The organism is Keratinibaculum paraultunense, from assembly GCF_016767175.1.
Classification (GTDB): Bacteria; Bacillota; Clostridia; order Tissierellales; family Tepidimicrobiaceae; genus Keratinibaculum; species Keratinibaculum paraultunense.
The window spans coordinates 359,447-382,368 of sequence record NZ_CP068564.1 but is presented as its reverse complement, the minus strand read 5'-3'; the positions used below and the strand labels follow the sequence as shown (position 1 = coordinate 382,368).

Annotated in this window: 24 protein-coding genes and 1 riboswitch; of the genes, 8 read left to right on the top strand and 16 right to left on the bottom strand. The window is 27.8% G+C overall.

The window, feature by feature from the left end; genetic code table 11:
• Positions 1–3: 3 nt before the first annotated feature.
• From JL105_RS01745 to JL105_RS01715, 7 genes are all read right to left on the bottom strand, one after another.
• The gene (locus tag JL105_RS01745) at positions 4–588 is read right to left on the bottom strand and encodes a DUF5317 family protein (RefSeq protein WP_132025328.1); all 585 of its coding nucleotides are present in this window, start codon (positions 586–588) and stop codon (positions 4–6) included.
• 88 nt (positions 589–676) lie between these two features.
• The gene (hpf, locus tag JL105_RS01740; RefSeq protein WP_132025330.1) at positions 677–1,204 is read right to left on the bottom strand and encodes a ribosome hibernation-promoting factor, HPF/YfiA family; all 528 of its coding nucleotides are present in this window, start codon (positions 1,202–1,204) and stop codon (positions 677–679) included.
• Between the two features lie 411 nt (positions 1,205–1,615).
• Positions 1,616–2,086, bottom strand: coding sequence for a flagellar protein FlgN (locus JL105_RS01735; protein WP_132025332.1), 471 nt, complete (start codon positions 2,084–2,086; stop codon positions 1,616–1,618).
• A gap of 10 nt (positions 2,087–2,096) precedes the next feature.
• A complete protein-coding gene (gene fliS, locus JL105_RS01730) occupies positions 2,097–2,486 on the bottom strand; it encodes a flagellar export chaperone FliS (RefSeq protein WP_132025652.1) in 390 nt (129 codons plus the stop codon).
• Positions 2,487–2,500: 14 nt separating this feature from the next.
• Positions 2,501–4,210, bottom strand: a complete 1,710-nt coding sequence (gene fliD / locus JL105_RS01725) for a flagellar filament capping protein FliD (RefSeq protein ID WP_132025334.1) — start codon at positions 4,208–4,210, stop codon at positions 2,501–2,503.
• 11 nt (positions 4,211–4,221) lie between these two features.
• Positions 4,222–4,581, bottom strand: coding sequence for a flagellar protein FlaG (locus tag JL105_RS01720; RefSeq protein ID WP_202690558.1), 360 nt, complete (start codon positions 4,579–4,581; stop codon positions 4,222–4,224).
• A gap of 56 nt (positions 4,582–4,637) precedes the next feature.
• Complete coding sequence (locus tag JL105_RS01715; protein ID WP_132025338.1) at positions 4,638–5,318, bottom strand: TVP38/TMEM64 family protein; 681 nt, start codon at positions 5,316–5,318, stop codon at positions 4,638–4,640.
• Positions 5,319–5,457: 139 nt separating this feature from the next.
• Between JL105_RS01715 and JL105_RS01710 the strand changes: the two genes are divergently transcribed.
• The gene (locus JL105_RS01710) at positions 5,458–6,345 is read left to right on the top strand and encodes an FUSC family protein (RefSeq protein ID WP_132025340.1); all 888 of its coding nucleotides are present in this window, start codon (positions 5,458–5,460) and stop codon (positions 6,343–6,345) included.
• 28 nt (positions 6,346–6,373) lie between these two features.
• Here JL105_RS01710 and JL105_RS01705 read toward each other — a convergent pair whose 3' ends face one another.
• The gene (locus JL105_RS01705; protein ID WP_132025342.1) at positions 6,374–8,068 is read right to left on the bottom strand and encodes a M3 family oligoendopeptidase; all 1,695 of its coding nucleotides are present in this window, start codon (positions 8,066–8,068) and stop codon (positions 6,374–6,376) included.
• A gap of 168 nt (positions 8,069–8,236) precedes the next feature.
• On the opposite strand from JL105_RS01705, the gene JL105_RS01700 reads away from it, so the two are divergent.
• The 5 genes from JL105_RS01700 (at position 8,237) to nadC (ending at position 13,206) form a co-directional block, all read left to right on the top strand.
• Entirely contained in the window at positions 8,237–9,955 is a 1,719-nt protein-coding gene (locus JL105_RS01700) for a hypothetical protein (protein ID WP_132025344.1), read from the top strand.
• A gap of 117 nt (positions 9,956–10,072) precedes the next feature.
• Positions 10,073–10,921 (top strand): HDOD domain-containing protein, encoded by an 849-nt coding sequence (locus JL105_RS01695; protein ID WP_132025346.1) that lies wholly within the window; start codon positions 10,073–10,075, stop codon positions 10,919–10,921.
• A 105-nt stretch (positions 10,922–11,026) separates the two neighbouring features.
• Complete coding sequence (locus tag JL105_RS01690; protein ID WP_132025348.1) at positions 11,027–11,410, top strand: RidA family protein; 384 nt, start codon at positions 11,027–11,029, stop codon at positions 11,408–11,410.
• A gap of 36 nt (positions 11,411–11,446) precedes the next feature.
• Positions 11,447–12,352 (top strand): quinolinate synthase NadA, encoded by a 906-nt coding sequence (gene nadA / locus JL105_RS01685; protein WP_132025350.1) that lies wholly within the window; start codon positions 11,447–11,449, stop codon positions 12,350–12,352.
• Between the two features lie 23 nt (positions 12,353–12,375).
• On the top strand, positions 12,376–13,206 hold the full coding sequence (gene nadC, locus JL105_RS01680) for a carboxylating nicotinate-nucleotide diphosphorylase (RefSeq protein ID WP_132025352.1): 831 nt from the start codon (positions 12,376–12,378) through the stop codon (positions 13,204–13,206).
• A gap of 494 nt (positions 13,207–13,700) precedes the next feature.
• On the opposite strand, the gene JL105_RS01675 is transcribed toward nadC, so the two are convergent.
• Complete coding sequence (locus JL105_RS01675) at positions 13,701–14,570, bottom strand: zinc metalloprotease HtpX (RefSeq protein ID WP_132025354.1); 870 nt, start codon at positions 14,568–14,570, stop codon at positions 13,701–13,703.
• A gap of 744 nt (positions 14,571–15,314) precedes the next feature.
• On the opposite strand from JL105_RS01675, the gene JL105_RS01670 reads away from it, so the two are divergent.
• The gene (locus JL105_RS01670; protein ID WP_158279962.1) at positions 15,315–15,479 is read left to right on the top strand and encodes a hypothetical protein; all 165 of its coding nucleotides are present in this window, start codon (positions 15,315–15,317) and stop codon (positions 15,477–15,479) included.
• Between the two features lie 44 nt (positions 15,480–15,523).
• On the opposite strand, the gene JL105_RS01665 is transcribed toward JL105_RS01670, so the two are convergent.
• From JL105_RS01665 to ribD, 7 genes are all read right to left on the bottom strand, one after another.
• The gene (locus tag JL105_RS01665) at positions 15,524–15,721 is read right to left on the bottom strand and encodes a YjfB family protein (protein WP_132025356.1); all 198 of its coding nucleotides are present in this window, start codon (positions 15,719–15,721) and stop codon (positions 15,524–15,526) included.
• 73 nt (positions 15,722–15,794) lie between these two features.
• Positions 15,795–16,424: a Fic family protein gene (locus tag JL105_RS01660; protein ID WP_132025358.1), complete on the bottom strand. Its 630-nt coding sequence runs from the start codon at positions 16,422–16,424 to the stop codon at positions 15,795–15,797.
• Positions 16,372–16,782 (bottom strand): hypothetical protein, encoded by a 411-nt coding sequence (locus JL105_RS01655; RefSeq protein ID WP_132025360.1) that lies wholly within the window; start codon positions 16,780–16,782, stop codon positions 16,372–16,374. Before JL105_RS01655 ends, JL105_RS01660 begins: the two co-directional genes overlap by 53 nt.
• 255 nt (positions 16,783–17,037) lie before the next feature.
• Positions 17,038–17,502, bottom strand: coding sequence for a 6,7-dimethyl-8-ribityllumazine synthase (ribH, locus tag JL105_RS01650; protein WP_132025362.1), 465 nt, complete (start codon positions 17,500–17,502; stop codon positions 17,038–17,040).
• Between the two features lie 13 nt (positions 17,503–17,515).
• Positions 17,516–18,718 carry a bifunctional 3,4-dihydroxy-2-butanone-4-phosphate synthase/GTP cyclohydrolase II gene (locus JL105_RS01645; protein ID WP_132025364.1) on the bottom strand — a complete coding sequence of 401 codons (1,203 nt, stop codon included), beginning with the start codon at positions 18,716–18,718 and terminating at the stop codon, positions 17,516–17,518.
• 10 nt (positions 18,719–18,728) lie between these two features.
• Positions 18,729–19,376: a riboflavin synthase gene (ribE, locus tag JL105_RS01640; RefSeq protein WP_132025366.1), complete on the bottom strand. Its 648-nt coding sequence runs from the start codon at positions 19,374–19,376 to the stop codon at positions 18,729–18,731.
• A 12-nt stretch (positions 19,377–19,388) separates the two neighbouring features.
• The gene (ribD, locus tag JL105_RS01635; RefSeq protein WP_202690557.1) at positions 19,389–20,480 is read right to left on the bottom strand and encodes a bifunctional diaminohydroxyphosphoribosylaminopyrimidine deaminase/5-amino-6-(5-phosphoribosylamino)uracil reductase RibD; all 1,092 of its coding nucleotides are present in this window, start codon (positions 20,478–20,480) and stop codon (positions 19,389–19,391) included.
• A 95-nt stretch (positions 20,481–20,575) separates the two neighbouring features.
• A riboswitch (FMN riboswitch) is annotated at positions 20,576–20,691 on the bottom strand.
• A 208-nt stretch (positions 20,692–20,899) separates the two neighbouring features.
• On the opposite strand from ribD, the gene JL105_RS01630 reads away from it, so the two are divergent.
• Entirely contained in the window at positions 20,900–22,897 is a 1,998-nt protein-coding gene (locus JL105_RS01630) for a S9 family peptidase (protein WP_132025368.1), read from the top strand.
• Positions 22,898–22,922: the final 25 nt, after the last annotated feature.

Below are 22,922 nucleotides of genomic sequence, written 5' to 3'. Positions count from 1 at the left end.
TTATTACCATCTGTATCCTCCTATAAAAGAAGTTTCTCTTAACATTACTTCTTGAATAAAAGCAAATATACCAAAGCTTATTATTATATCTCCTATGCTTATTATTCTAGCAATTGGATAAGGATTTGCAAATATTATTATATCTCCTAATATTGAATATTTTATATTTTCTCCAATAGCCACATAAAAACTACTTTTACCTTTTTCTATTAATTCATATAAGGTTTCAAATCCAATTAAATTTACTCCTTCAAGTAGTATGGGCATTTTCCAACCATTAGCTATCATAACTAATAAATTTAATATAAATCCAACTAATACTGCCCATAAGGATTTAAACTTAATATTTGTAAATATTCCAATTAAAATTAATATATAGGAAAATATAAGGATTATTTTAGTATAAGAAAGTATATCATTTACTATCTTCATTTGTTCTATTCTATTCAAAAATACTAAAATGTACTGCATTAATATTCCTATTATTAACATCCATAAAGTCTTTTGATTTACTCCCTTAAAATTCTTAAGTTTTCCTCCTCTAATAATACCAATGATCAATGAAAATAATATAGCTTCAACAAACATTTAATCATCTCCTTTATACAAATTAAAATTGCAGGATATATCCTGCAATTTTAATTTATATTAAATATAATCTATATCAATTATACTATTATATTTCAGGTTCTATCAACCCATAGTTTCCATCTTTTCTTTTATATAATACATTTAAGTCCCCTGACTCTGCATTCATAAATACAAAAAAGTTATGTCTTAAAAGTTCCATTTGTAAAATAGCCTCTTCTACACTCATAGGTTTCATATCAAATCTTTTAGTCCGTACTATTTTTGGTCTATCTTCTTCCTCTTGTAGCGGTTCTATATTTTCAAATCTTATAGTTTCCCCATTCTTATATCGTCTTTGCAGTTTAGTTTTATGCTTTCGTATTTGACGTTCCAATATATCTACAGCTTTGTCTATTGCTGCATACATATCATCACTAGATTCTTCAGCTCTAAGTATAGTTCCAGGTAGGTTTATGGTTATTTCAATTATCTTTCTATTCCTCTCAACACTATAGACAACATTACCCTCTACATCCCCTTGAAAATATTTTTCCAACTTTCCAAGCTTTTTTTCCGTTACATCTTTTAAAGCTTCTGTTACCTCAATATTCTTACCAACAAATGTAAGTTTCATAAACCACAACTCCTTTCATATAGGCAAAACACTTATACCTTTATTATTATAATATACCCACTAATATGAAGTATGTAAACAAAAAACTATAAAAAATGCTTATTGAATTTTATTTACTAAATTTGAATATTTATTTATTAATATATTCACAAGCTTTTGTTGATAGTTTGTGGATAACATAATTGATTTTTTGTGGATAATGTGGATTACTCTGTGGATTATTGTTAATCTCCCTATAAACTTGTGGATAAATCTATTGATATAATCTTGATATCATTATTTTTTATTTTATTACATAATTGTGCATATTGTTTGATAATTTTCTCCTTTATACTTATTCTTATTCTTGTGCATTAAAGACTATCATACACAACATGCTGTAACTCTAAAATAAAAAATAGGCATATATGCCTATTTTTTTTCATCTATCATCATACTTCCAGCTTCAGTTTTATTATACCCTTTATATGCTCTTTGCCCTTCCCTTACTCTTTTCAATTCCATCTTAGTAGCTTTAAGTTTTTGCTTAATATTTTCACTATTTTCTTTATCTAGCAGAGATAAAGTCATTAAAATTGAAGATATTTCTACTACTACATCTTTTAATTCTTTTAAATTTGGATACTTTTTAATATCTAATTGTTCTATATTTTCAACAGCTTCTTCTTTTTTAACCTGAGAAAATATTATTAAAAAAGATATATCTAATTGATCTATTTTTTTTATTAAAGTATCTTTTTTATCCAAAAGTTCATTTAAACTATCCATATCTTCTTTTTCTATATATTCCTTTTGAGCTATTGTATACTTACACATATCCTCTAATAGCTTATATTTTTCTCTACTTATAGTTACTAATTCATCTATCTTTTCTTTAGTCATATAATTGCACCTACCTATTTTGATAGATTTTCTTTTTCACTTGCTGCATAGCTTCTTTCCAGGTATCTCTCATCTCCATAAGTATTTCTAATGCTTCATCTATAGGTTTTATTTCTTTTTGAATATTAGCATCAATAAGTCTATCTAGTATGAATTCATAAAGTTTTCTAAAATTAGTGGATAATTCATATTCCATATTGAGAGATGAATTTAGCTCTACTATTATATCCTGTGCTCTAATTAAAGCTTCATGAGCCCTTTGTAAATCCTTATTTTCTATATTATACTTTGCAATATTCATAAATTTAATACCCCCATCATATAGCATAAGGGTTAATTCTTCAGGAGTAGCAGTAAATACTGCATTTTGTTTATATTGATTAAGGGCATTATATGTCATTTTTCTCATCCTTTCTATTGATTCATAAATTGCTGCATCATCCACATACTTTGAGAATTCATTCTAGAAATAGCCTTCTCCATAGCAGTAAACTTTTTATAATAATAATTTTCCTTTCTAAATAACATCTCATTTAAATCATCTATTTTTTTGTTATACTGTATCAAGTCCTCATCTAATAAACTAATACTACCATGTTTACTCACAAATTCTAATAGTATATTAGGTTTAACTCCCCTGTATAATTCTGCATTTTCACCTGTACCAGATTTTTTAATTATCTCTTCCATTCCTGCCATTAAATTTTCATATACTCTAGTAACTATACCACCAGTTTGAACAACTTCTTTACCATCAATCACTTCTTTGTGCTCTGGATTACTCTCTTTAAACAATAACTCTATTACTCCTTCTGAATCCTTAGCAATGGCTTCTTTTAATTTTTGTTCATCTATTACTAATTTCCCACCTGCACTACCTCTTGCGTATTTTTCTGTAGAAATTCCTATTTCAGTTATAAGCTGATAAGAGCCTTCTATACCAGCAGATTTTTCATACAAAGAACGTCTAACATTTAACATGGTTCTACTAATTAGATCATCAGATCTTAATAATCCAGATTTAGCCTTTTCTTCCCAAAGCTTAATATCCTCTTTATCCATTTCCTTCTTCTGTTCTGCTGTCAATGGTTTATAATCTCTATATCGTTTTTCTGCTAATAATTGGTTAGCTTTTTCTATTAATTTATTATATTCCTCTACAAATTGTTCTATTTTTTCATATATAGCATCCACATCTGCCGATACATTTATATTAAATTCTCCAGTATTTATAAGATCCATGGTAATTCCATTGATGGTAATTCGATTGGTAGATGATTTTATATTTTGAGCACCATTGAAATTAATTACAGCATCTTGACCTGCAAGTTCTTCTCCTACCGTATAAAACTTAAGTTCATTACTTTCATCTTTCTCTCCGTTAGTAAGCTTTAATCCATTAATAAAATATTTGGTAATGTCATCTTCAGTATCTATTTTTATTTTAGCATCGGCACCTGTATTTGTAGTTTGTAAAAAGAACCTACCAATATTTGCATCGTAAGATGCTTTAGCTTCTATAGATACTTCTTCCCCATCAATTGTTTTTTTAGCAGAATTTATAGCTCTCACTACATCATTCATAGTAATTCCTTCATCTTTTGAAATTTTTATTTTAAAATCATTTTTCCCATCATTTATAGTAAATTCAATATTTTTTATAATATTTCCATCTTCATCAACTATCTTTCCATTTTCGCCTACTAACCCTGGATTGTTTTCACTTTTTCTTATATCCACACCACTAGCTAAATTTACCCCTTCTGCTAATTTGTCCACTTTCACCTTATAATTTCCATCTACAGCCATAGCAGTAGTGGAAACTTTAGCAATGTTTTCATTGGAAGAAGTCGCTTTTTTTACCCAGTTCAAACTTTTATATGAATTAGGTACCAAAGTTCCTGTATGAGTCACAGAAGTTAATCCAAACATCTTTCTAGTATTTATTATAAAATTTGCAAAATCTTTATTTAAATCATTGTACATCTCTTGACGCCATAAAACAATCTGTTTTTCTTGTTCTACCCTATCTACTTTAACTCTTTCTGCCCGCATTAAATTTTTAATTATTTCTTCAGTATCTATCCCTGAAGCTAATCCATCTATTCTCATGGTATTATACATACTATCACCTCCTATATCTTTTCATCTATTAATATGCCAGATATTTCCCAAATGGCTGCTACTAAATCCAATATCTTTTCAGAAGGTATTTCCCTTATTATTTCATCTGTTGCTACATCTATAACTTTTACCATAATTTGTTTAGTTTTCTCATGAATTGAAAATTCAAATCTCCTGTCAAAAACAATAAATTTTTCATTGGCAGATTCTATATTTTTTATTATTTCATCTTCAATATATCTTTTTTCTTCTAAAGTTTTAATATGACTTATATTTTCATCTTTCCCAATCATTGGATTAGAGTCTAGTGAACTTTTTATTTCACTATATTTGCTCAAGTTTATATTGCTACTCATCCTTTCTATCTGCATAATCATTTCCCCCCTTACCCTTATACCTTTCTAAATCTTATATCGGCTAAATAAATCTATTCTTTAGTGCTATATTTACTTTTTTTCTGCCATAGTATAACTAACAATATATAAGCTCCTTTAACTACAGCAGCAACTACAGCTCCTAGTGGATTTTCCTTTATATCTATAGCTTTTACAAAAAAATATGTTGTAATAAACTGACCTGGCACTAATCCTAAAATAGTTCCTAAAATATAGTCTTTTAAAGATATGGAACTAAGTCCTGAAACATAGTTAGCAACACTAAAGGGGATAAAAGGCATACTTCTCATAAAGAATACATATCCCATGCCATGTTTTTCAATCTGCCTAGATACTTCTTCAAGACTTACATCCCTTTCTTTTCTATAATAAACCTTGCTAACCAATTTTATTACATCTTCTCTAAATAATTTAGCTATATAAAAAGCCAAAATAGATGCTAACATACCTCCAATTATGATATATATATATCCTCTCCATCCAAATAAAAAAGCCCCTAAAGCTGAAAACCAAGAAATAGGAACAAAAAACACCATTAGCAATGTTATTGCAACAATATAAAATATTCCAAAACCTTTACTTTCTTTGCCTGTTGTAAAAAAATCAAATAAATTTTCTTTATTAAATATATTTAAGCTCACTATTAAATATGTAAACATCAATATAAATATAATTCCAAATAAAATTTTAAACTTTCGATTTCTATTTCCCAAATTACCACCTCCATAAAATTACTAATATTATTATAATACATTTCCCTTATAAGTATTATTTTAATATCTTTTTAACTTGTTCTATATAAATTTCATTGATATAATATTTGTACAATAGTTTAAAGGATGAGATGAATAAATGAAACTGGAAAAAATAGGTATGCGAACTATTAAAACAGCTTTTGCTGTAAGTTTTACTATATTTATTGCTCAACTACTTAATTTGCAAAGTCCATTTTTTGCCGGAATAGCTGCTATAATTGCTATGCAATCTTCAGTTTCTGAATCATTTAATATGGCTAAAAATCGTATGCTTAGTACCATATTAGGAGCTATAATTGCATTATTGTTTTCTTTAATTGCACCAGAAAACCCTTTTTTTATAGCCATAGGCATAATAATCATAATATATCTATGTAATATATTTAATTGGAAAAAATCCATACAACTTTCAGCTATGGTTTTTTTATCTATATTATTAAATTATGAAGAAGGTAGTAGAGTAGATTACGCTCTTTATAGAACATTAGATACATTTATAGGCTTAGTAATAGGTACTTTAATAAACTATTTTATAATTCCTCCAAATATTGAAAATAATATAAAAACATCTATAGAAATCGTATATTCTCAATTTAAAAAGATGTTAGAACATATAATTTATAAAAATGAATTTACAGGTTTAGATGAATTAAGACAAGATATAGTGGATATAGAAAAAAACTATAATATTCTTAAAAAAGAAATAAAATTTAATCTGTATGAATCAGATATCTGTTATTACTTTAAAAAATTATTTGATTTATTCGAAAATACTTATAATCATTTAAGTATAATTTCTACAATGGACAAACCTTCCTATATAGATTATAAAAACAAAATAAGATTAGAAAAACTGTTTAATAAAAAAATACCTATAAATAATAATTGTGAAACTAAAGATGAACTGGATTTAGTATATAATTACCATTTAAATAAAATCATAGAAAATTTTTCTCATATAGAATATTTAATAGATGAATTCTAATTAGAATTCATCTATTAAATATTTCTTTCTAAAACTTACTATCATCTACAGAATCTAACCATTCCTTAATAGGACCTACTACTTTCTTTACTGTTCCATCTATAAATGGATTTTCTAAATCTGCAAGTTTCACCAATTCTAAAAAAGATTTACTACCTCCTGCTCTACAAAGTCTTAGATAATCTTCCCAGGCTTTTTCTCTATCTTCTCTTGTCTTTATCCAAAATTGAAATGCACATATTTGAGCCAATGTATAATCTATATAATAAAATGGAGTGGAAAATATATGTCCTTGTCTAAACCAGTATCCACCTTTGTTTAATAAATCGTTATTTTCATAATCTCTAAATGGCATGTACTTTTTCTCTATTTCTCTCCATTTATTTTTTCTTTCTTCTGGAGTAGCTTCTGGATTTTCATATACAAAATGCTGAAATTCATCAACAGTAACACCATAAGGAATAAAACTTACAGCACCTGCTAGATGACTAAATTTATATTTATCCACATCATCTTCAAAAAATAACTCCATCCAAGGCCATGTAAAAAATTCCATACTCATAGAATGAATTTCTGCAGCTTCCATAGTTGGAAAAATATATTCAAGTACTTCTAAATCTCTACTCATATACACTTGAAAAGCATGACCTGCTTCATGAGTTAGTACATTTACATCACCACTAGTACCATTAAAATTAGAAAATATAAACGGAGACTTATAATCAGGAATATAAGTACAATATCCTCCACTCATCTTTCCTTCTTTACTTACTAAATCTAATAATTCCCTATCCACCATAAATGTAAAAAATTCATTAGTTTCTTCAGATAATTCCCTATACATCCTCTTACCTTTTTCTAAAATCCATTCAGGTCCTCCTTTAGGTTTAGCATTCCCTGTTACATACTCTAAGGGCTCATCATAGTATTTTAATTCATCTAAACCTAAACGTCTTCTTTGCTTTTCCTTCAACTCTACTACTAATGGAACCAGATCCTTTTCTACTTGTTTTCTATAGTTAGCTACATCTTTTGAAGTATAATCAGATCTTAACATGCGATAATAACCCATCTGTACATAATTTTCATACCCTAATTTTTGTGCCATATTAGTTCTTATCTTAACTAATTCATCATATATTCTATCAAATTCATCTTCATTTTCCTCGAAAAATCCTATATAAGCCTCATAAGCTTTCTTCCTCATTGCCCTATCCTTTGACTGTATAAAAGAAGCCATTTGACTCAAATTTCGTGTTTCTCCCTCAAAATCTATCTTAGCTGAAGCAATGAGTTTGCTATATTCTGTAACTAACTTGTTTTCCTTAATTAAATCTTCTATAATTTCCTCAGAAAATGTCTTTAATTGCATTTCAGCTAAATTAAATAATTGTTTTCCCCACTCTTTTTCCAATTCCTCTCTAAATTTAGAATTTACCAGTGCCTCATAAAATTTCATAACCATATTCTGATATAAAGGCATGTTTTCATCTAAAAAATCTTTTTCCTTGGCATAAAATTCATCTTTTGTATTAATTGAATGTCTAATATGAGCTAAACTTCTCATAGTTTCTACATTAGATCTAATATGATTTATCCTTTCTATTATTTCATTTTGTTCTTCAAAAGATCTTGATTGATCAAAATCATTTAGTAATTTCTCAAATTCATCCCCTATAACTTTTAAATCTGGTCTAACATATTCATAATCCTTAAATTTCAAAACATCTCCCCCTTTACATGTACTTATTAATATAATATCAAAATATTTCGACAATGTATATACCCCTTTTATTCTAATTCCATTTATCAATGCAGAATAATCCATATTAGTGTATAATATATATATTAGATAAAAATAATTACTTGCTTTATTTGGAGGTATATATGTATGCATAATCTTAGTTACGAACAAATAAGAATCTTACAAGAAAATACTATTAAAAAACTAATTAAATATATAAATGAATTTATAAATGAGGATAAATCTTTAGAATCCATAGAATTTTATTATCCCGATTTTGATGAACAAAAAACTATGATAGCTTTTAATGTATGGGTTAGTACAGATTACAGAACACATTATGGTAAAAGCTTTATTGAACATATGTTAGAGGACAAAGCATATCAACTAACTAATATAGAGAAACAAATACTAATAGAAAGAAATAAATCTCACATATCTTTGTTTGAAATATTAGAAGCTGATGAAGAACACATTTATCTAATAGACCTATTTACAAGAAAAGATCATCAACTATGGGAACCTAATTTAGCACCTCTACTAAATGAAAATATTTTAATATTTGGACGCATTGGAAGAATATTGGAGCATGAAGGATTTATTGGAAATATTAGCTTTCTTCCAAATTCTATAAAAGATATGTTTATTCAGGAGATATTACTAGATTACAATTATATAAGAATAAAAGAACCTCAATTAACTATAGATAAATATTTAAAAAAATATAGTTTAAACGTATATAGAATATATACTGAATGCATATATAGCGTTATTCAATTAGATGAAGATTTTATGTTCCTATTATATGATGAGTTAGAAGAATTTGAAAACTATCTGTCTCATCAAATGTCGAAAACATATATAAAAAAACATATTAATAATTTAATAAATTTATTTGAACATTATTTAATGGATGAAGAAATGACATTATCTGATTTAGATCAAATAAATTTAAAATTATTATTAGAAGATGCTATAGACAATGGTTTTATCAATAATAAGAAAGAATTTAATTCTTTTTTATCTACACTTAAAAAATATTTAACCTATTTAAAAAATAAGTCTAATATTTATAAGAAAGCATATGAACAAGTACTTGAAATAAGCAAAAATAGATTTTTATATCTAAATAAAATTGAAAATACTGAACTCCCGTTTTGTGTAGATAAAGTTTTAGTAAATAATATTGATAATTCACTAAATGAACAAGCTTTTTCTTTTTTAATAGATTTTGAAAAATTTCTGTTGTATATAATAAGCAATGAATTAGAAAGTACAAATAAAAATAAATATATAAAGCGAAAAGATTTATTCAAAATTAATGAAATAATGGAAAACAAGGAAACAATTATAAAAAAAACACCTAACCAAAAGGACTTTCCATTGCTTCATATTTTTTATAAATTTTCCATAGATACAGATTTAATCACTATAAAAAATAATAAAATAATATCTACTAAAAAAGCTCCACTATTTTTAAAAATGGGTGATGAAGAAAAATATAGTATATTTCTACAATATATTTTAAATCATAACTTTTTAAAGAAAGTAATTCCTACCATAGATTTGAACTTTCTAGAAAATTTAATAGATGATATGATAAAATTGTTTAGTAAAGCTAATCAAGAAGTATATTATAGATATCAAGAATTAACTCCTAAGTATATTCAATATCCAGAATGTTTCTTAGTGTATTACAAATATCTAGAATTAATAGGATTATTAAAATATAGATATTACCCTTATATAGCTATAGCTATAACTCCTTTTGGAAACAAAGTGTTTAATGTATTATCTAATAGAAATAAATTAGGTGAACATTATGGAAAAATAATACAAATTAATGAATATTTAAAAGGCAGATAGTTTTCTATCTGCCTTTTTATATATTTTTTAATATAAATAATTCATTATATCTATAGGATATAAATAAATCATTTAGTATAATAGTAATATATACTAAAAATGAGGTGAATATAAATCATGGGGAATAAAAAATTAAATTATATAATTAGTAAGGTAGATGATATGCCTGTTTTACCTGACAGAATTAAAAAAATAATAGCTATTACTGAAGATCCAGATTCAACCATTCAAGACCTAGAAAAAGAGATATTAAAAGATCAAAGTTTAACCTCTAAAATACTTAAACTTGCCAATTCAGCCTATTATGGATATCCTAGAAAAATTGATACTGTGTCTCAAGCTACAATTCTTTTAGGCTTTCAAACTATAAAAAGTATGGCTTTAGCCTCTACCGTATCTAAAATGATGTCTAATGAACTCAAAGGATATGCATTGGGAAAAAATGATCTATGGACTCAATCTCAAACTTGTGCCATCATATCGAGATATATCGCTAAAGAGGTAAAATTCCCAAATCCTGAAACTGCCTACATAGCTGGACTACTAAGAGATATTGGGAAAACCATACTAAATTTCTATGTGGAAAAAGAATATCATGCTATCATTAATAAAGTAGAATCTGAAAAAATACCCTTTTTAGAAGCAGAGGAAGAGATACTAGGATTTAACCATGCTCAAGTAGGTGAAAAAATCGCAATAAAATGGAATTTCCCTGAAGAATTAGTAGAAGCAATAGGACTGCATCATTCTCCTGAAAAAGCTACTATAAATCCTATATTAGTTTCTATAGTGCATATTGCTGATGCTATAACCATGATGATGGGAATAAGCATAGGTGCTGATGGTCTAGCATATAATTTCTCGCCTTTTGCTCTTGAAAAATTAAATTTAACCCCTAATGATCTAGAACGATTAATATCTCAATCTCATGATTTGATTATAGATGAAGATAGTTTTGATCTTTAAATAATTAAAAGTAAATAAACTATTAATATATTAAATGTCTTGACAGGTGTATATACATCTGTTATACTCTTTTTAACAGAAGTTAATTAAAAGGAGGAATTTAAAATGCTTAATAATAATTTTAAATCTATTTGTACAAAAAATGCACCATCTCCAGCAGGACCTTATTCTCAAGGTATTATAACCGATAATTTTGTTTTTGTATCTGGGCAACGTCCCCAAGATCCAGCTACTGGAGAGATAAAAAAAGATATAAAAGACCAAACTTATCAAGTAATAAAAAATATCGAATCCATTTTAAAAGAGGCAGGATGCTCATTAAAGGATGTTGTTAGAACAACTGTATATTTATCTGATATTAAATATTTTGATGAAATGAATTCAATATATAGAGAAATGTTCAATGAGCCATTTCCTACTAGAACCACTATAGGAGTTCAATTAAGAGGTATTGATGTAGAAATAGATGCAATTGCATTGAAAAAATAAATCTTATTCAATTTTTTTAAAAAGGGGTTATTTACAATGAACTATAAAGAAGAAATTATTAAATTAAAAAAAGAAAAAAATGTGGCTATATTAGCGCACTATTATGTAAGGGATGAAATACAAGAATTAGCCGATTATGTAGGCGATTCTTATTATTTAAGTAAAATAGGGCTTAAACTCGATTCTGAAATAATTGTATTCTGTGGTGTAAATTTTATGGCTGAATGTGCAAAAATACTTTCTCCTCATAAAAAAGTATTGTTACCAAATACTAAAGCTGAATGTCATATGGTTAAATTAGCTTCAAAAGAAGATGTACTAGATTTAAAATCAAAGTATCCAAATGCAAAAATAGTAAGTTATGTAAATTCATCTACAGATATAAAAGCCATATCTGATGCTTGTTGTACTTCCTCTAATGCTTATAATGTTATAAAAAATATTGATGCACAGGAAATAATCTTTGTGCCTGATAAAAACTTAGGAAACTATATTCAGAAAAAATTACCTGAGAAAAATATAATATTATGTAATGGATTTTGTTGTGTCCATGAAAATATAGACGCAAAATCTGTATTAAATTATAAAGAAAAATACAATTCAAAAATTACAATATTAGCTCATCCTGAATGTAATGAAGAAGTACGAAGTTTATCTGATTTTATTGGAAGCACAGGTCAAATGATTGAATATGTTGGTAAATGTAATTCTAAAGAATTTTTAATTTTAACAGAGGAAGGAATTATGTATGAATTAAAAAATAGATATCCTGATAAAATATTTCACAGTTTGAATATCATATGTGAACCTATGAAATGCACAACTATTGAAGATTTATATAATTCCTTATTATATGAAAAAAATGAAATAATACTTGAAGAATCTTTAATAAAAAAAGCAAACAATGCTCTTATAAACATGTTAGAATTAGCTTCAAAATAAATTACTTAAGAAAGGACATTATTATGAATTGGTTAATTGTTGATAATATCATTAAAAACGCATTAAAAGAAGATTGCTCTTTTAATGATATAACCACCTCTTGTATTATAAAAAGTGGTACAAAATATCAAATTCAACTAATCGCTAAAGAAGATGGTATAATAGCAGGATTAAAAGTCTTTAAAAGAGTTTTTGATATACTTGGAAAAGTTGATATTGATTTTTATAAAAAAGATGGTGATTATGTAAAAGATAGGGACATAATTGGTAATATTAAAGGTGATGCCTATAATATACTAGTTGGAGAAAGAGTTGCTTTGAATTTTTTACAAAGAATGAGTGGAATTGCTACCACTACCTATACTGCAACTAATCTAATTAAAGGAACCACAGCTAAGATATTAGATACTAGAAAAACTTCTCCAAATTTACGAATACTAGAAAAGTATGCTGTTACTGTCGGTGGTGGATACAATCACAGATTTAATCTATCTGATGGCATCTTAATAAAAGATAATCATATTGATGCTGCTGGTGGAATAACAGAAGCTATCACAAGAGTAAGGAATAATATTCCTTTTGGTAAAAAAATAGAAGTAGAAACAGAAAATTTAGATCAAGTAAAAGAAGCATTAAATGCTGGTGCTGATATTATTATGTTGGACAATATGAGTATTGAAATGATGAAAAAATCAGTTGAATTAATTGATAATAAATGTATCACTGAAGCCTCTGGCAATATCAATTTAGACAATATAAAAGCTGTAGCAAACACAGGAGTTGACTTTATCTCTCTAGGAATGCTTACACATACAATCAAACCCTTAGATATAAGTATGAAAAATTTAATTTGAGACTGTAATTAATTTTGTGCTTTAAGTAAATTTCAATTACTCTAATCCGAACTATCATTTCCATCCTGAAATAAATTCCTAAAATCAGATTTTGAATCAGCAAATAAAATAATGATGGGGCGAAATCCTAGGATTTCGCCCTACAGCCCACGAAGTATCATCATGTGCTTTAAAATTAATTCCTTACGTCAGCAAGAGCAGATTCTGGATTCACAGAAGTCCCCAGGATGGATATTCAAAAGTATAACCGCTACCTGTGAAAAATAAAACCAATATATTCATTTAGAACATATTTCACATCTATTTGCACTCGCTCTTCTTACCTATCCTCATCAAATCTATTTTTTTATAAACAAGTAAAAATACAAAAGTAAATTCCTAAGCGCTTTATTAATTTTAAATAATGTGATTACTTTTGTTTAAAATAAATATAGAGAATTTCCAAATAGTTGATTTTTATAACAATTGTTTTCTTATTTGTTAGGTATTCTCTATTAAGCAGTATAATTACAACCTAATTCTTGTAATCTAGCAATTCTATCATTTGTATCTGGATGGCTTGAAGCAAGATTTGCCCATAAACCTTTGCTATTGCCACCATAAAAAGTATCTAGCACAGAACATAGACTATTTCCATATCCACAATTATAAGCAAATTCATCAGCTAAATATTCATTTTGTCTACTGGAATGCATAACTAAAGCTATTCCTATTTTAGTCCATACCCACATAGAGAACACTAAAACTCCGTCAATTAAAATTGTAGTAATAAGAGTACCAAGGCTATCGCTAATTATAGCGGTTAATATCCCTATGATATTAAAGAATATCCTAAATAATATAAATGCTGCTGTTACTATAAAGTTTCCTATTGCTACCAATAGTACTAAATCTGTATCTTTATTGGCTAAATGACCAAGCTCATGTGCAAAAACTGCCTTAATTTCTTCATCAGAATGATTAAGAAGACCTCTGGTTAAGCAAACTGTTTTCCTACCAGTTGCAAATGCATTTGGTTCTTTGTCGTTACTCATAAATAACCCAACATTTTCGGGAATTGAAGGATTTAGTTGTCTTGCTTTAGTTAAGACTTCTTGAAACAGTGGCTCTAGTCTGTCTAAATGATCTTTTCTTTTAATTTTTTTGCTCCCAGTTTGAATTCGTAAAATCCATTCTCCAATGGGGGATAGTGCGATTGCTAAAGAAATAATATATACGACAATACCAAGTATAGCACCACCAAAACCTTCAAATGCAGAGCTAAATATTGCAGCTACAATAATTGTATTTAATATTAGAAAAACAATAATTCCAATATTGCTTTTTTTAAATAGATTTTTAGCAAAGTCTATAATATAAGTCATGCTATCGTCCTCCCTTTATATTATTTTGGTAATATTTAGACATATTATAGCAAATATCTGGAAATATTGCAAACAACAATATCTGAACCACTTTAAAGTTCTCTAGAGAAGTCAAACATATGTAACACAGACCTCTGAAAAATCTTCTCTGAATAATGCTGTGGTTTCCTTAAATAATTATTAGTAATAGCATCTTAATCTTCTTATAAATGCTAAAATAAAAATATACAATTTTATTGAGTGATTAAAAATAAAATATAAATTAGTAATGGACATTGAAATTAATTCAGTAAAAGATTTAAAGAAACTTGGAACAATTATGAAGACAAATAACTTTGGCAAATCAAATTTCAATGAGATAGCAAGAAATTTAATGATAAATATTCGCATGCTGATGAAACCCCAGTCCAAGTATTAAATGAAGAAGATAAGAAAAACACCACAAAATCATATATGTGAGTATACTCCACTTCAGTTAATGCAAAGAATATCTAAATATAAATCTGGTAAAGCAGGAGATAATGCCAAAGAATTCTTAATGGGATAGAATTTGTTAATGCTCAAGATATCACAAATAAAAAAACTAGATTTGAAAAATATCTAGAAAAAATGGATATATAACATAATCGTATTCGTCCTTATTCTCCATGGAAGAATGGAATAGTAAAAACGTAGTCACAGAATAGACAATGAATTATTTTATAATAGGAGACGCTTCAGTAGTTACGAACAAGATGAATATAGTTGATACAATCCACGAAAAACAGGAAAAGATATATATGCTGTTCTAATAGAAGCAGATTAGGATTATCTCATCGTACTGGAGAAAAAGCTGTTAATATATTTGAACAAATGGCTCCAAATATTAGCTTTGTAAATTCCACAGGAACAGTATTAGAGTTTAAATAAGATAAATGCTTTTTTATAAAAATATAGCTGGAGGTTTTCTCCAGCTATATTTTTATATCTATATTTTTTCCTATATGAGAATTAACTGATTGTTCCATAATTTGTGTGTTTACTTTTAACATATTTGCTAAGTCTATGAATTGCACTTTTGCTAAATCCATAGCCATTTTCATTACAGATACACTAGCTTCTTGAGCTACTTTCATTTGACTTAAGTTCATTGATAGTGCTGCTATATCCATGTGAGAAACCTCCTTATCTTATGTTAATTATTGGTAGTGCAAAAAGAACTGTCCCTGGTGCACTTACATCTATTCAGTTTTCCAAATATCCATCTGCTAAAACATAGATTAAAGGATTGGACTTAATTCTTTTAATTAATCCCTTGTTTTCCAACGATTTTAGTTTCCTTCTTACAGTTACATCGGAATATCCTGATGCATTCATAATATCTTTAACTGTTATACCCTTTGTATCTAAACTAAAATAATGGTCTTGAATTAATATGAACATAATATCTAATTCATCTTCAGTTTCTATATTGGAATCATTTTTTATTTTATCATGCCCTATATTTATAAGTTCTATCTTTTCGTTTAATCCCAGTAACAAATCTTCTTGCCCCACTATAAGAGTATATAAAAATTCATCTACAAAATAATTTAGTTCCCCACGAGATATAATTTTATTTGTTATATCAAATATTTTTAAATAATTCGTTCTATTTATATCACATCCACGAGATAAGGATAATGCAGTTATTTCCGAAAAATTTTCCCTTAAATATAGACTACTAATAAATCTCCCTGTCCTCCCATTTCCATCATAAAAAGGATGTATATAAGCAAAATAATAATGACCTATTGCAATTCTTAATAGATTATTTAATCCACTATCTTGATTGTTCATAAATTCTATTAAATCTTTTATTTTTACTTTCCTCATTGAAAATTATAGACTTTGTACTTTCTACAATTTCTTTTCTAGAACTTTTTATCCCTTCCAATTCATTTGTACTATAAAGTTCATCTGCAACTATTTCTATTAAAAATTTAGTTTTTGCAACCCCTGGAAGTATATTAAACTTTTCTTCTAATTCTTTATCGTATAAAGTTATCTTCTGTATTAAATTTATAGTCTTGTTTGTAGGAATATAAAAAAGTTCAAATGTCTTATCTTGATCAATAGGCTTGATTTCTAAACCCGTTCTAATGGTACTATGATAATTATATCTCTCTTTTGCAATTTTATCTCTATCCTCAATTGATTTAATATTATAATACATTTTGTAAAAATAATCCATAATTCCCTCTCCTTATACAATAAGCTTATTATTATATAAGTATATACTATTTTTAAAAAAATAAACAGAAGTTTTTGGGGTTTTTTATGTTTTTGTTAAGTCAGTAGATTAAAATGATGCAAAAGGATCCATCACTAATGCATCACAATGTAGTACTTTGCTATTACGTTTAGTAGTTTTAGAATCATCTATACAAAAGCAAGTACTATTCGTGATACAGAAGAATAGGATAAAGATTCTTCGCCACATTTAATTTTATTTTATATTCTTCAACAAATTCGCCATTTCTATTGCTGTAATTGCAGCATCATAACCTTTATTCCCATTTTTAGTTCCTGCTCTTTCAATGGCTTGTTCTATATTATCCGTTGTAAGTACCCCAAATATAATTGGTATTTCTGTACTTAAAGAAACATTGGCTATTCCCTTTGCCACTTCATTTGATACATATTCAAAATGAGGGGTGGAACCTTTTATAACTGCTCCAATACAAATTATAGCATCGTATTTATTGGATTTAGCTAATTTTTTAGCAACTAGTGGAATTTCAAAAGCTCCTGGAACCCATATAATTTCTATATCTTCTTCCTTTACTCCATGTCTATTTAATCCATCTATTGCTCCAGATAATAATTTACTGCTTATAAACTCATTAAATCTTCCTACTATAATTGCAAACTTTAACCCTTCTGCAATTAGCTTCCCTTCAAAAGTCTTCATAAATTTCATCCCCCTATTTTATATTTAATATATGACCCATTTTTTCTTTTTTAGTTTTCAAATAAAAATAATCTTTTTCATTTGGATTTATCTCTATGGGAACTCTTTCGACCACTTTTAATCCATAGCCAGATAAACCATGAATTTTTTTAGGATTGTTTGTCATCAATCTTATATTCTTTGCACCTAAATCTGCTAATATTTGAGCACCTATTCCATAATCCCTCAGATCTTCTGGATATCCTAAAGCTAGATTAGCTTCTACTGTATCCAAGCCTTTTTCTTGAAGCTCATAGGCTTTTATTTTTTCTATTAAACCTATCCCTCTTCCTTCCTGCCTCATATATAAAAGTATTCCTTTTCCTTCTTCATCTATTTTTCTCATGGCTTCTTGCAATTGTTCTCCACAATCACATCTCAATGAGCCAAATACATCCCCTGTTAAACATTCGGAATGAACCCTTACAAGTACTGGTTCATCTTCTCTTATATTTCCTTTTACCAATGCTACATGATGTTCTCCACTTATTTTATCCACATAAACTATTATGTTAAAATCTCCATATTTAGTAGGAAGCTTGGCTTCTGAAACCTTAACTACTAATTTTTCCCTTTTTCTTCTATAGGCTATTAAGTCTGCAATAGTTATTATTTTAAATCCAAATTTTTCTGCATATTCCATAAGTTGAGGAACCCTTGCCATGGTACCATCCTCATTCATTATTTCACAAATCACTCCTGCAGGATAAAGCCCAGCTAGTCTAGCGAGATCTATTGCTGCCTCAGTATGTCCTGCCCTTTTTAATACTCCCCCTTCCTTTCCCTTTAAAGGAAATATATGTCCTGGACGTCTAAAATCCTCACTACACACATTAGGATCTAATACCTTTTTTATAGTAAGAGCTCTATCTTTAGCTGAAATTCCTGTAGTAGTGCCCTTATAATCGATGGAAATAGTAAAAGCTGTTTCATGATTATCTGTATTTTTTTCTACCATTTGATCTATATCTAACTCGTCAAGTCTCTCTCCTACTATAGGCATACAAACAAGCCCTCTAGCATATTTAGTCATAAAATTTATTTTTTCTGCTGATACCTTTTCTGCAGCCAATACCAAATCTCCTTCATTTTCCCTATTCTCATCATCTATAACTATTACAAAGTTACCTTTTTTTATTTCTTCTAATGCTTCCTCTATAGTATTAAACCTATACACTTTATCACCCCTATATAAATCCATTTTGAATTAAGAAATTCATATCTATACTGCTTTCCTTCTTTACTTTTTCATGGAGCAGTAGCTTTTCAACATATTTCCCTATTAAATCACATTCAATATTAACTACATCTTTTGTATTCTTTTTAATTAAAGTAGTATTCTCATTAGTATGGGGAATTATAGAAACTTTAAATATTTTTTCATCTACATAACTTACAGTAAGACTAACTCCATCTACAGCAACAGAACCCTTATAAACTATGTATTTTAATATATCCTTAGAGGTAGATATACTTACCCATATAGCATCCCCTTCATCTTCATATTCTTCTATAATTCCAATTCCATCTATATGTCCAGATACTATATGTCCTCCAAATCTATCTCCTATTTTTAATGCTCTTTCTAAATTAACACTACTTCCTTTTTTTAAGTATTTTAAGTTAGATTTTCTCATAGTTTCTGCCATTACATTTGCTTTAAACAAATTTTTATTATATTCTTCTACTGTTAAACAAACTCCATTAACTGCTATACTATCTCCTACATCAACATCTTCTAATACCTTTTCACATTCAAAAGTAATACTCCATATTTTGTTTCTTTCAAATATATCTACTACTTTTCCTATCTCCTCAATTAATCCAGTAAACATTTTATCACTTCCTTAACTTAAATAACCTTCCACCATAATATCATCACCTATTTTACACATTGTTATATCTTTCAAATCTATAGCATCTTTTAAATACTCTACACCTTTTCCCTCAACAGGAGTTTTTGAAGTTTCTCCACCTATAATTTTGGGGGCAATAAAAAATATAACTTTATCTACTAATTTCTCTTTTAAAAAACTAAAATTTATTTCTCCACCTCCTTCAATAAGTAAACTGTCTATTTTCCTTTCTCCTAATTTCCCCATAAGAAACTGTAAATCTACTTTCCCATCTTTAACTGGAGTTATCATCACCTCCCCTCCTGTTTTTTCAATTGCCTTTATGTTTTCTTCTGCTGCATTATTAGTAACTACAACAATGGTATTAGAAGAATTTGTATTTAACACATTGGATTTTAAAGGAATCCTACCATGACTATCCAATATAATTCTTATAGGATCTTTACATTCTATATTATTTAATCTTGTATTTAACATAGGATCATCTACTATTACAGTATTTACTCCTACTAATATAGCTGAAACCCTTTGCCTTAATATATGTACATATTCCCTTGCTCTTTTATCTGTTATCCATCTTGAATCTCCAGTATATGTGGCAATTTTCCCATCTAAGCTCATCGCTACTTTTAATATAACAAAAGGCTTCCCTGTACTTATATATTTAATAAATATTTCATTTAACTTTTCTGCCTCTTTCTTCAAAACACCAACTTTTACCTCTAATCCATTTTCTTTAAGTATTTGTATTCCTTTCCCGGAAACAACAGGATTAGGATCTTCCATAGCTATAACAACTTTTTTTATTCCACTTTCTATAATCCTATTTACGCAAGGTGGAACATTCCCAAAGTGAGAACAAGGTTCTAAATTCACATACATAGTAGCACCATAAACATCTTCTTTTGCATTATTTAATGCATTTATTTCTGCATGGTTTTCTCCATATTTTTCATGATAACCTTTCCCTATTACCTTCCCATCTTTAACAATCACTGCTCCTACTAAAGGATTAGGATTTGTAAGTCCAATACCTTTCTTTGCAAGATTTAAAGCCATTTCCATAAAATACTCATCATTCATAAAATCCCCCCAAAATTATTAAAAGCCCTGAAAAAATTTCAGGGCTTCATTAACTATTTTTTTATAAATATAACAATAGTTATTATCATATCTATATTGTCCTTCTTTCATCCAGACTTTACTGTCGGCTTCGGAATTTCACCGAATCTGCCTATTAAGGCTCGTGGGCTTTACCACCGGTGGGGAATTTCACCCCGCCCTGAAGGATTATTTATTTTTATTTATTATAACATTTGAACAAAAATTTATCAACAAAATAAAAGCTACTGAAAACAAATATTTTTATTATAAACGACTTTATTACCTCTTTTTATTGTATAATATATGTATAAGTATTAAAATTATTAATTTTTAGTCTAAAATACAAAGTTTAATATCTAATGCATTAGATATTAAAACAATATGAGGAGGTATATATAGTGGAAAAATTATTGTTAGAAGATTTTACTAAGTATAAATTTTTATCCAATATTAAATATTCTCCTAAAGGTGATAAAATAGCCTTCACCCTGCATCGTATGGATCTAGAGGAGAATAAGTATCTTTCCAATATATATGTATATGATCTTAAAGGAAAGGATTCAATGAAACTAACTTCTAATGATTCAGAGAATAGTTTCATATTTAAAGACAATGATACCCTGCTTTTCCCAACTATAAGAGATGAAAAAGATAAAAAAAGAAAAGAAAAAGGAGAAGATTTTACCCCCTTTTATGAAATATCTCTAAAAGGTGGAGAAGCTAATAAAATCTTTGAAATTCCCCTTAATGTATTAGATATAAAAATAATAGATGATCAAAATTATCTATTATTAGCCTTATATGATATAAATAAACCTAATTTAAAAAATTTATCTAAAGAAGAAAAAGAAAAAGTATTAGAGAAATATAAAGAAGAAAAAGATTATGAAGTATTAGATGAAATCCCATTTTGGAGTAATGGACAAGGTTTTACCAACAAAAAAAGAGCCAGATTATATATCTATAACATAAAAGAAGATGAGCTTACACCTATTACTGATCATTTTACTAATGTAAGTTGTTTTAATTTAAATAAAGATAAATCCCAAGTAGTACTTATAGCTAATTCTTTCATAGATAAAATGAAATTATCAAATGATCTATACATATACCATATAAAAGAAAAACATTTAGAAAAAATAACCCATGAAGAACCATTTAGCTATTCCTATGCTGACTTTTTAGAAGATGAAATAATATTTGTAGGCTCCAATATGAAATCTTATGGAATTAATGAAAATCCTCATATATATCTTATGAAAGGAAATAGGGACATAAATATGTTAACTCCCACAGATTTTGACTATAGTCTATATAATTCCGTAGGCTCTGATTGTAGATATGGAAATAGTACTTCAATTAAAGTTGATGGAAAATATTTATATTTTGTTACTACTGAATATGACAGTTCTTTTATAAATAGAATAAATAGAAATGGAGACATAGAAAAACTCACCATAGAAAAAGGTTCTATTGATGGATTTGATGTATTTGATGAAAAAATAATATTTATAGGTCTTAGAGGTCTTAAGTTACAGGAATTATATGCATTAAATAATTACAAAGAAAAGCAACTTACTAACTTTAACGAATGGGTAGTGGAAAATAAAAAACTATCTACTCCAGAAAAAATAAACTTTGAAACTGAAAATGGAATAAACATAGAAGGTTGGATATTAAAGCCTGTTGATTTTGATGAAAATAAAAAATACCCTGGTATATTGGATATACATGGTGGTCCTAAAACTGTATATGGAGAAGTGTTTTTCCATGAAATGCAGTATTGGGCTAATGAAGGCTATGTAGTGTTTTTCTGTAATCCTCGTGGAAGTGATGGTAGAGGAAATGAATTTGCTGACATAAGAGGGAAATATGGTACCATTGATTATGATGATATAATGAAATTTACAGATATTGTTTTAGAAAAATATCCTTTTATAGATGAAGATAGATTAGGAGTTACTGGCGGTTCCTATGGCGGATTTATGACCAACTGGATTATAGGACATACTAAAAGATTTAAAGCTGCAGCCTCTCAAAGAAGTATATCCAACTGGATATCCAAATTTGCCACTACAGATATTGGATACTTCTTTGTGGAAGATCAACAAGCAAGTACTCCATGGAAAGATGTAGAAAAATTATGGTTCCACTCCCCTTTAAAATATGCAGATAAAGTAGTCACTCCTACTTTATTCATACATTCAGAAGAAGACTATCGTTGCTGGTTAGCAGAAGGCTTACAGATGTTTACCTCTTTGAAATATCATGGAGTAGAATCTAAATTAGTGTTATTTAAAGGTGAAAATCATGAATTAAGTAGATCTGGAAAGCCAAAACATAGAGTTAGAAGATTGAAAGAAATAACCCAATGGTTTAATAAGCATTTAAAATAGTTTAGAGGGGTAGTCCCCTCTAAAT

Bases quoted from the DNA above. Each gene is read 5' to 3' on its own strand.
- ribE (WP_132025366.1), bottom strand. From the start codon at position 19,376: ATGTTTACTGGATTAATTGAGGAGATAGGAAAAGTAGTAGATATATTT.
- ribD (WP_202690557.1), bottom strand. From the start codon at position 20,480: ATGAATGATGAGTATTTTATGGAAATGGCTTTAAATCTTGCAAAGAAA.
- JL105_RS01720 (WP_202690558.1), bottom strand. From the start codon at position 4,581: ATGCAGATAGAAAGGATGAGTAGCAATATAAACTTGAGCAAATATAGT.
- nadA (WP_132025350.1), top strand. From the start codon at position 11,447: ATGAACTATAAAGAAGAAATTATTAAATTAAAAAAAGAAAAAAATGTG.
- nadC (WP_132025352.1), top strand. From the start codon at position 12,376: ATGAATTGGTTAATTGTTGATAATATCATTAAAAACGCATTAAAAGAA.
- JL105_RS01710 (WP_132025340.1), top strand. From the start codon at position 5,458: ATGAAACTGGAAAAAATAGGTATGCGAACTATTAAAACAGCTTTTGCT.
- JL105_RS01695 (WP_132025346.1), top strand. From the start codon at position 10,073: ATGGGGAATAAAAAATTAAATTATATAATTAGTAAGGTAGATGATATG.
- JL105_RS01675 (WP_132025354.1), bottom strand. From the start codon at position 14,570: ATGACTTATATTATAGACTTTGCTAAAAATCTATTTAAAAAAAGCAAT.
- JL105_RS01665 (WP_132025356.1), bottom strand. From the start codon at position 15,721: ATGGATATAGCAGCACTATCAATGAACTTAAGTCAAATGAAAGTAGCT.
- JL105_RS01655 (WP_132025360.1), bottom strand. From the start codon at position 16,782: ATGGATTATTTTTACAAAATGTATTATAATATTAAATCAATTGAGGAT.
- JL105_RS01745 (WP_132025328.1), bottom strand. From the start codon at position 588: ATGTTTGTTGAAGCTATATTATTTTCATTGATCATTGGTATTATTAGA.
- JL105_RS01700 (WP_132025344.1), top strand. From the start codon at position 8,237: ATGCATAATCTTAGTTACGAACAAATAAGAATCTTACAAGAAAATACT.
- fliS (WP_132025652.1), bottom strand. From the start codon at position 2,486: ATGACATATAATGCCCTTAATCAATATAAACAAAATGCAGTATTTACT.
- ribH (WP_132025362.1), bottom strand. From the start codon at position 17,502: ATGAAGACTTTTGAAGGGAAGCTAATTGCAGAAGGGTTAAAGTTTGCA.
- fliD (WP_132025334.1), bottom strand. From the start codon at position 4,210: ATGTATAATACCATGAGAATAGATGGATTAGCTTCAGGGATAGATACT.
- JL105_RS01735 (WP_132025332.1), bottom strand. From the start codon at position 2,086: ATGACTAAAGAAAAGATAGATGAATTAGTAACTATAAGTAGAGAAAAA.
- JL105_RS01690 (WP_132025348.1), top strand. From the start codon at position 11,027: ATGCTTAATAATAATTTTAAATCTATTTGTACAAAAAATGCACCATCT.
- hpf (WP_132025330.1), bottom strand. From the start codon at position 1,204: ATGAAACTTACATTTGTTGGTAAGAATATTGAGGTAACAGAAGCTTTA.
- JL105_RS01660 (WP_132025358.1), bottom strand. From the start codon at position 16,424: ATGAGGAAAGTAAAAATAAAAGATTTAATAGAATTTATGAACAATCAA.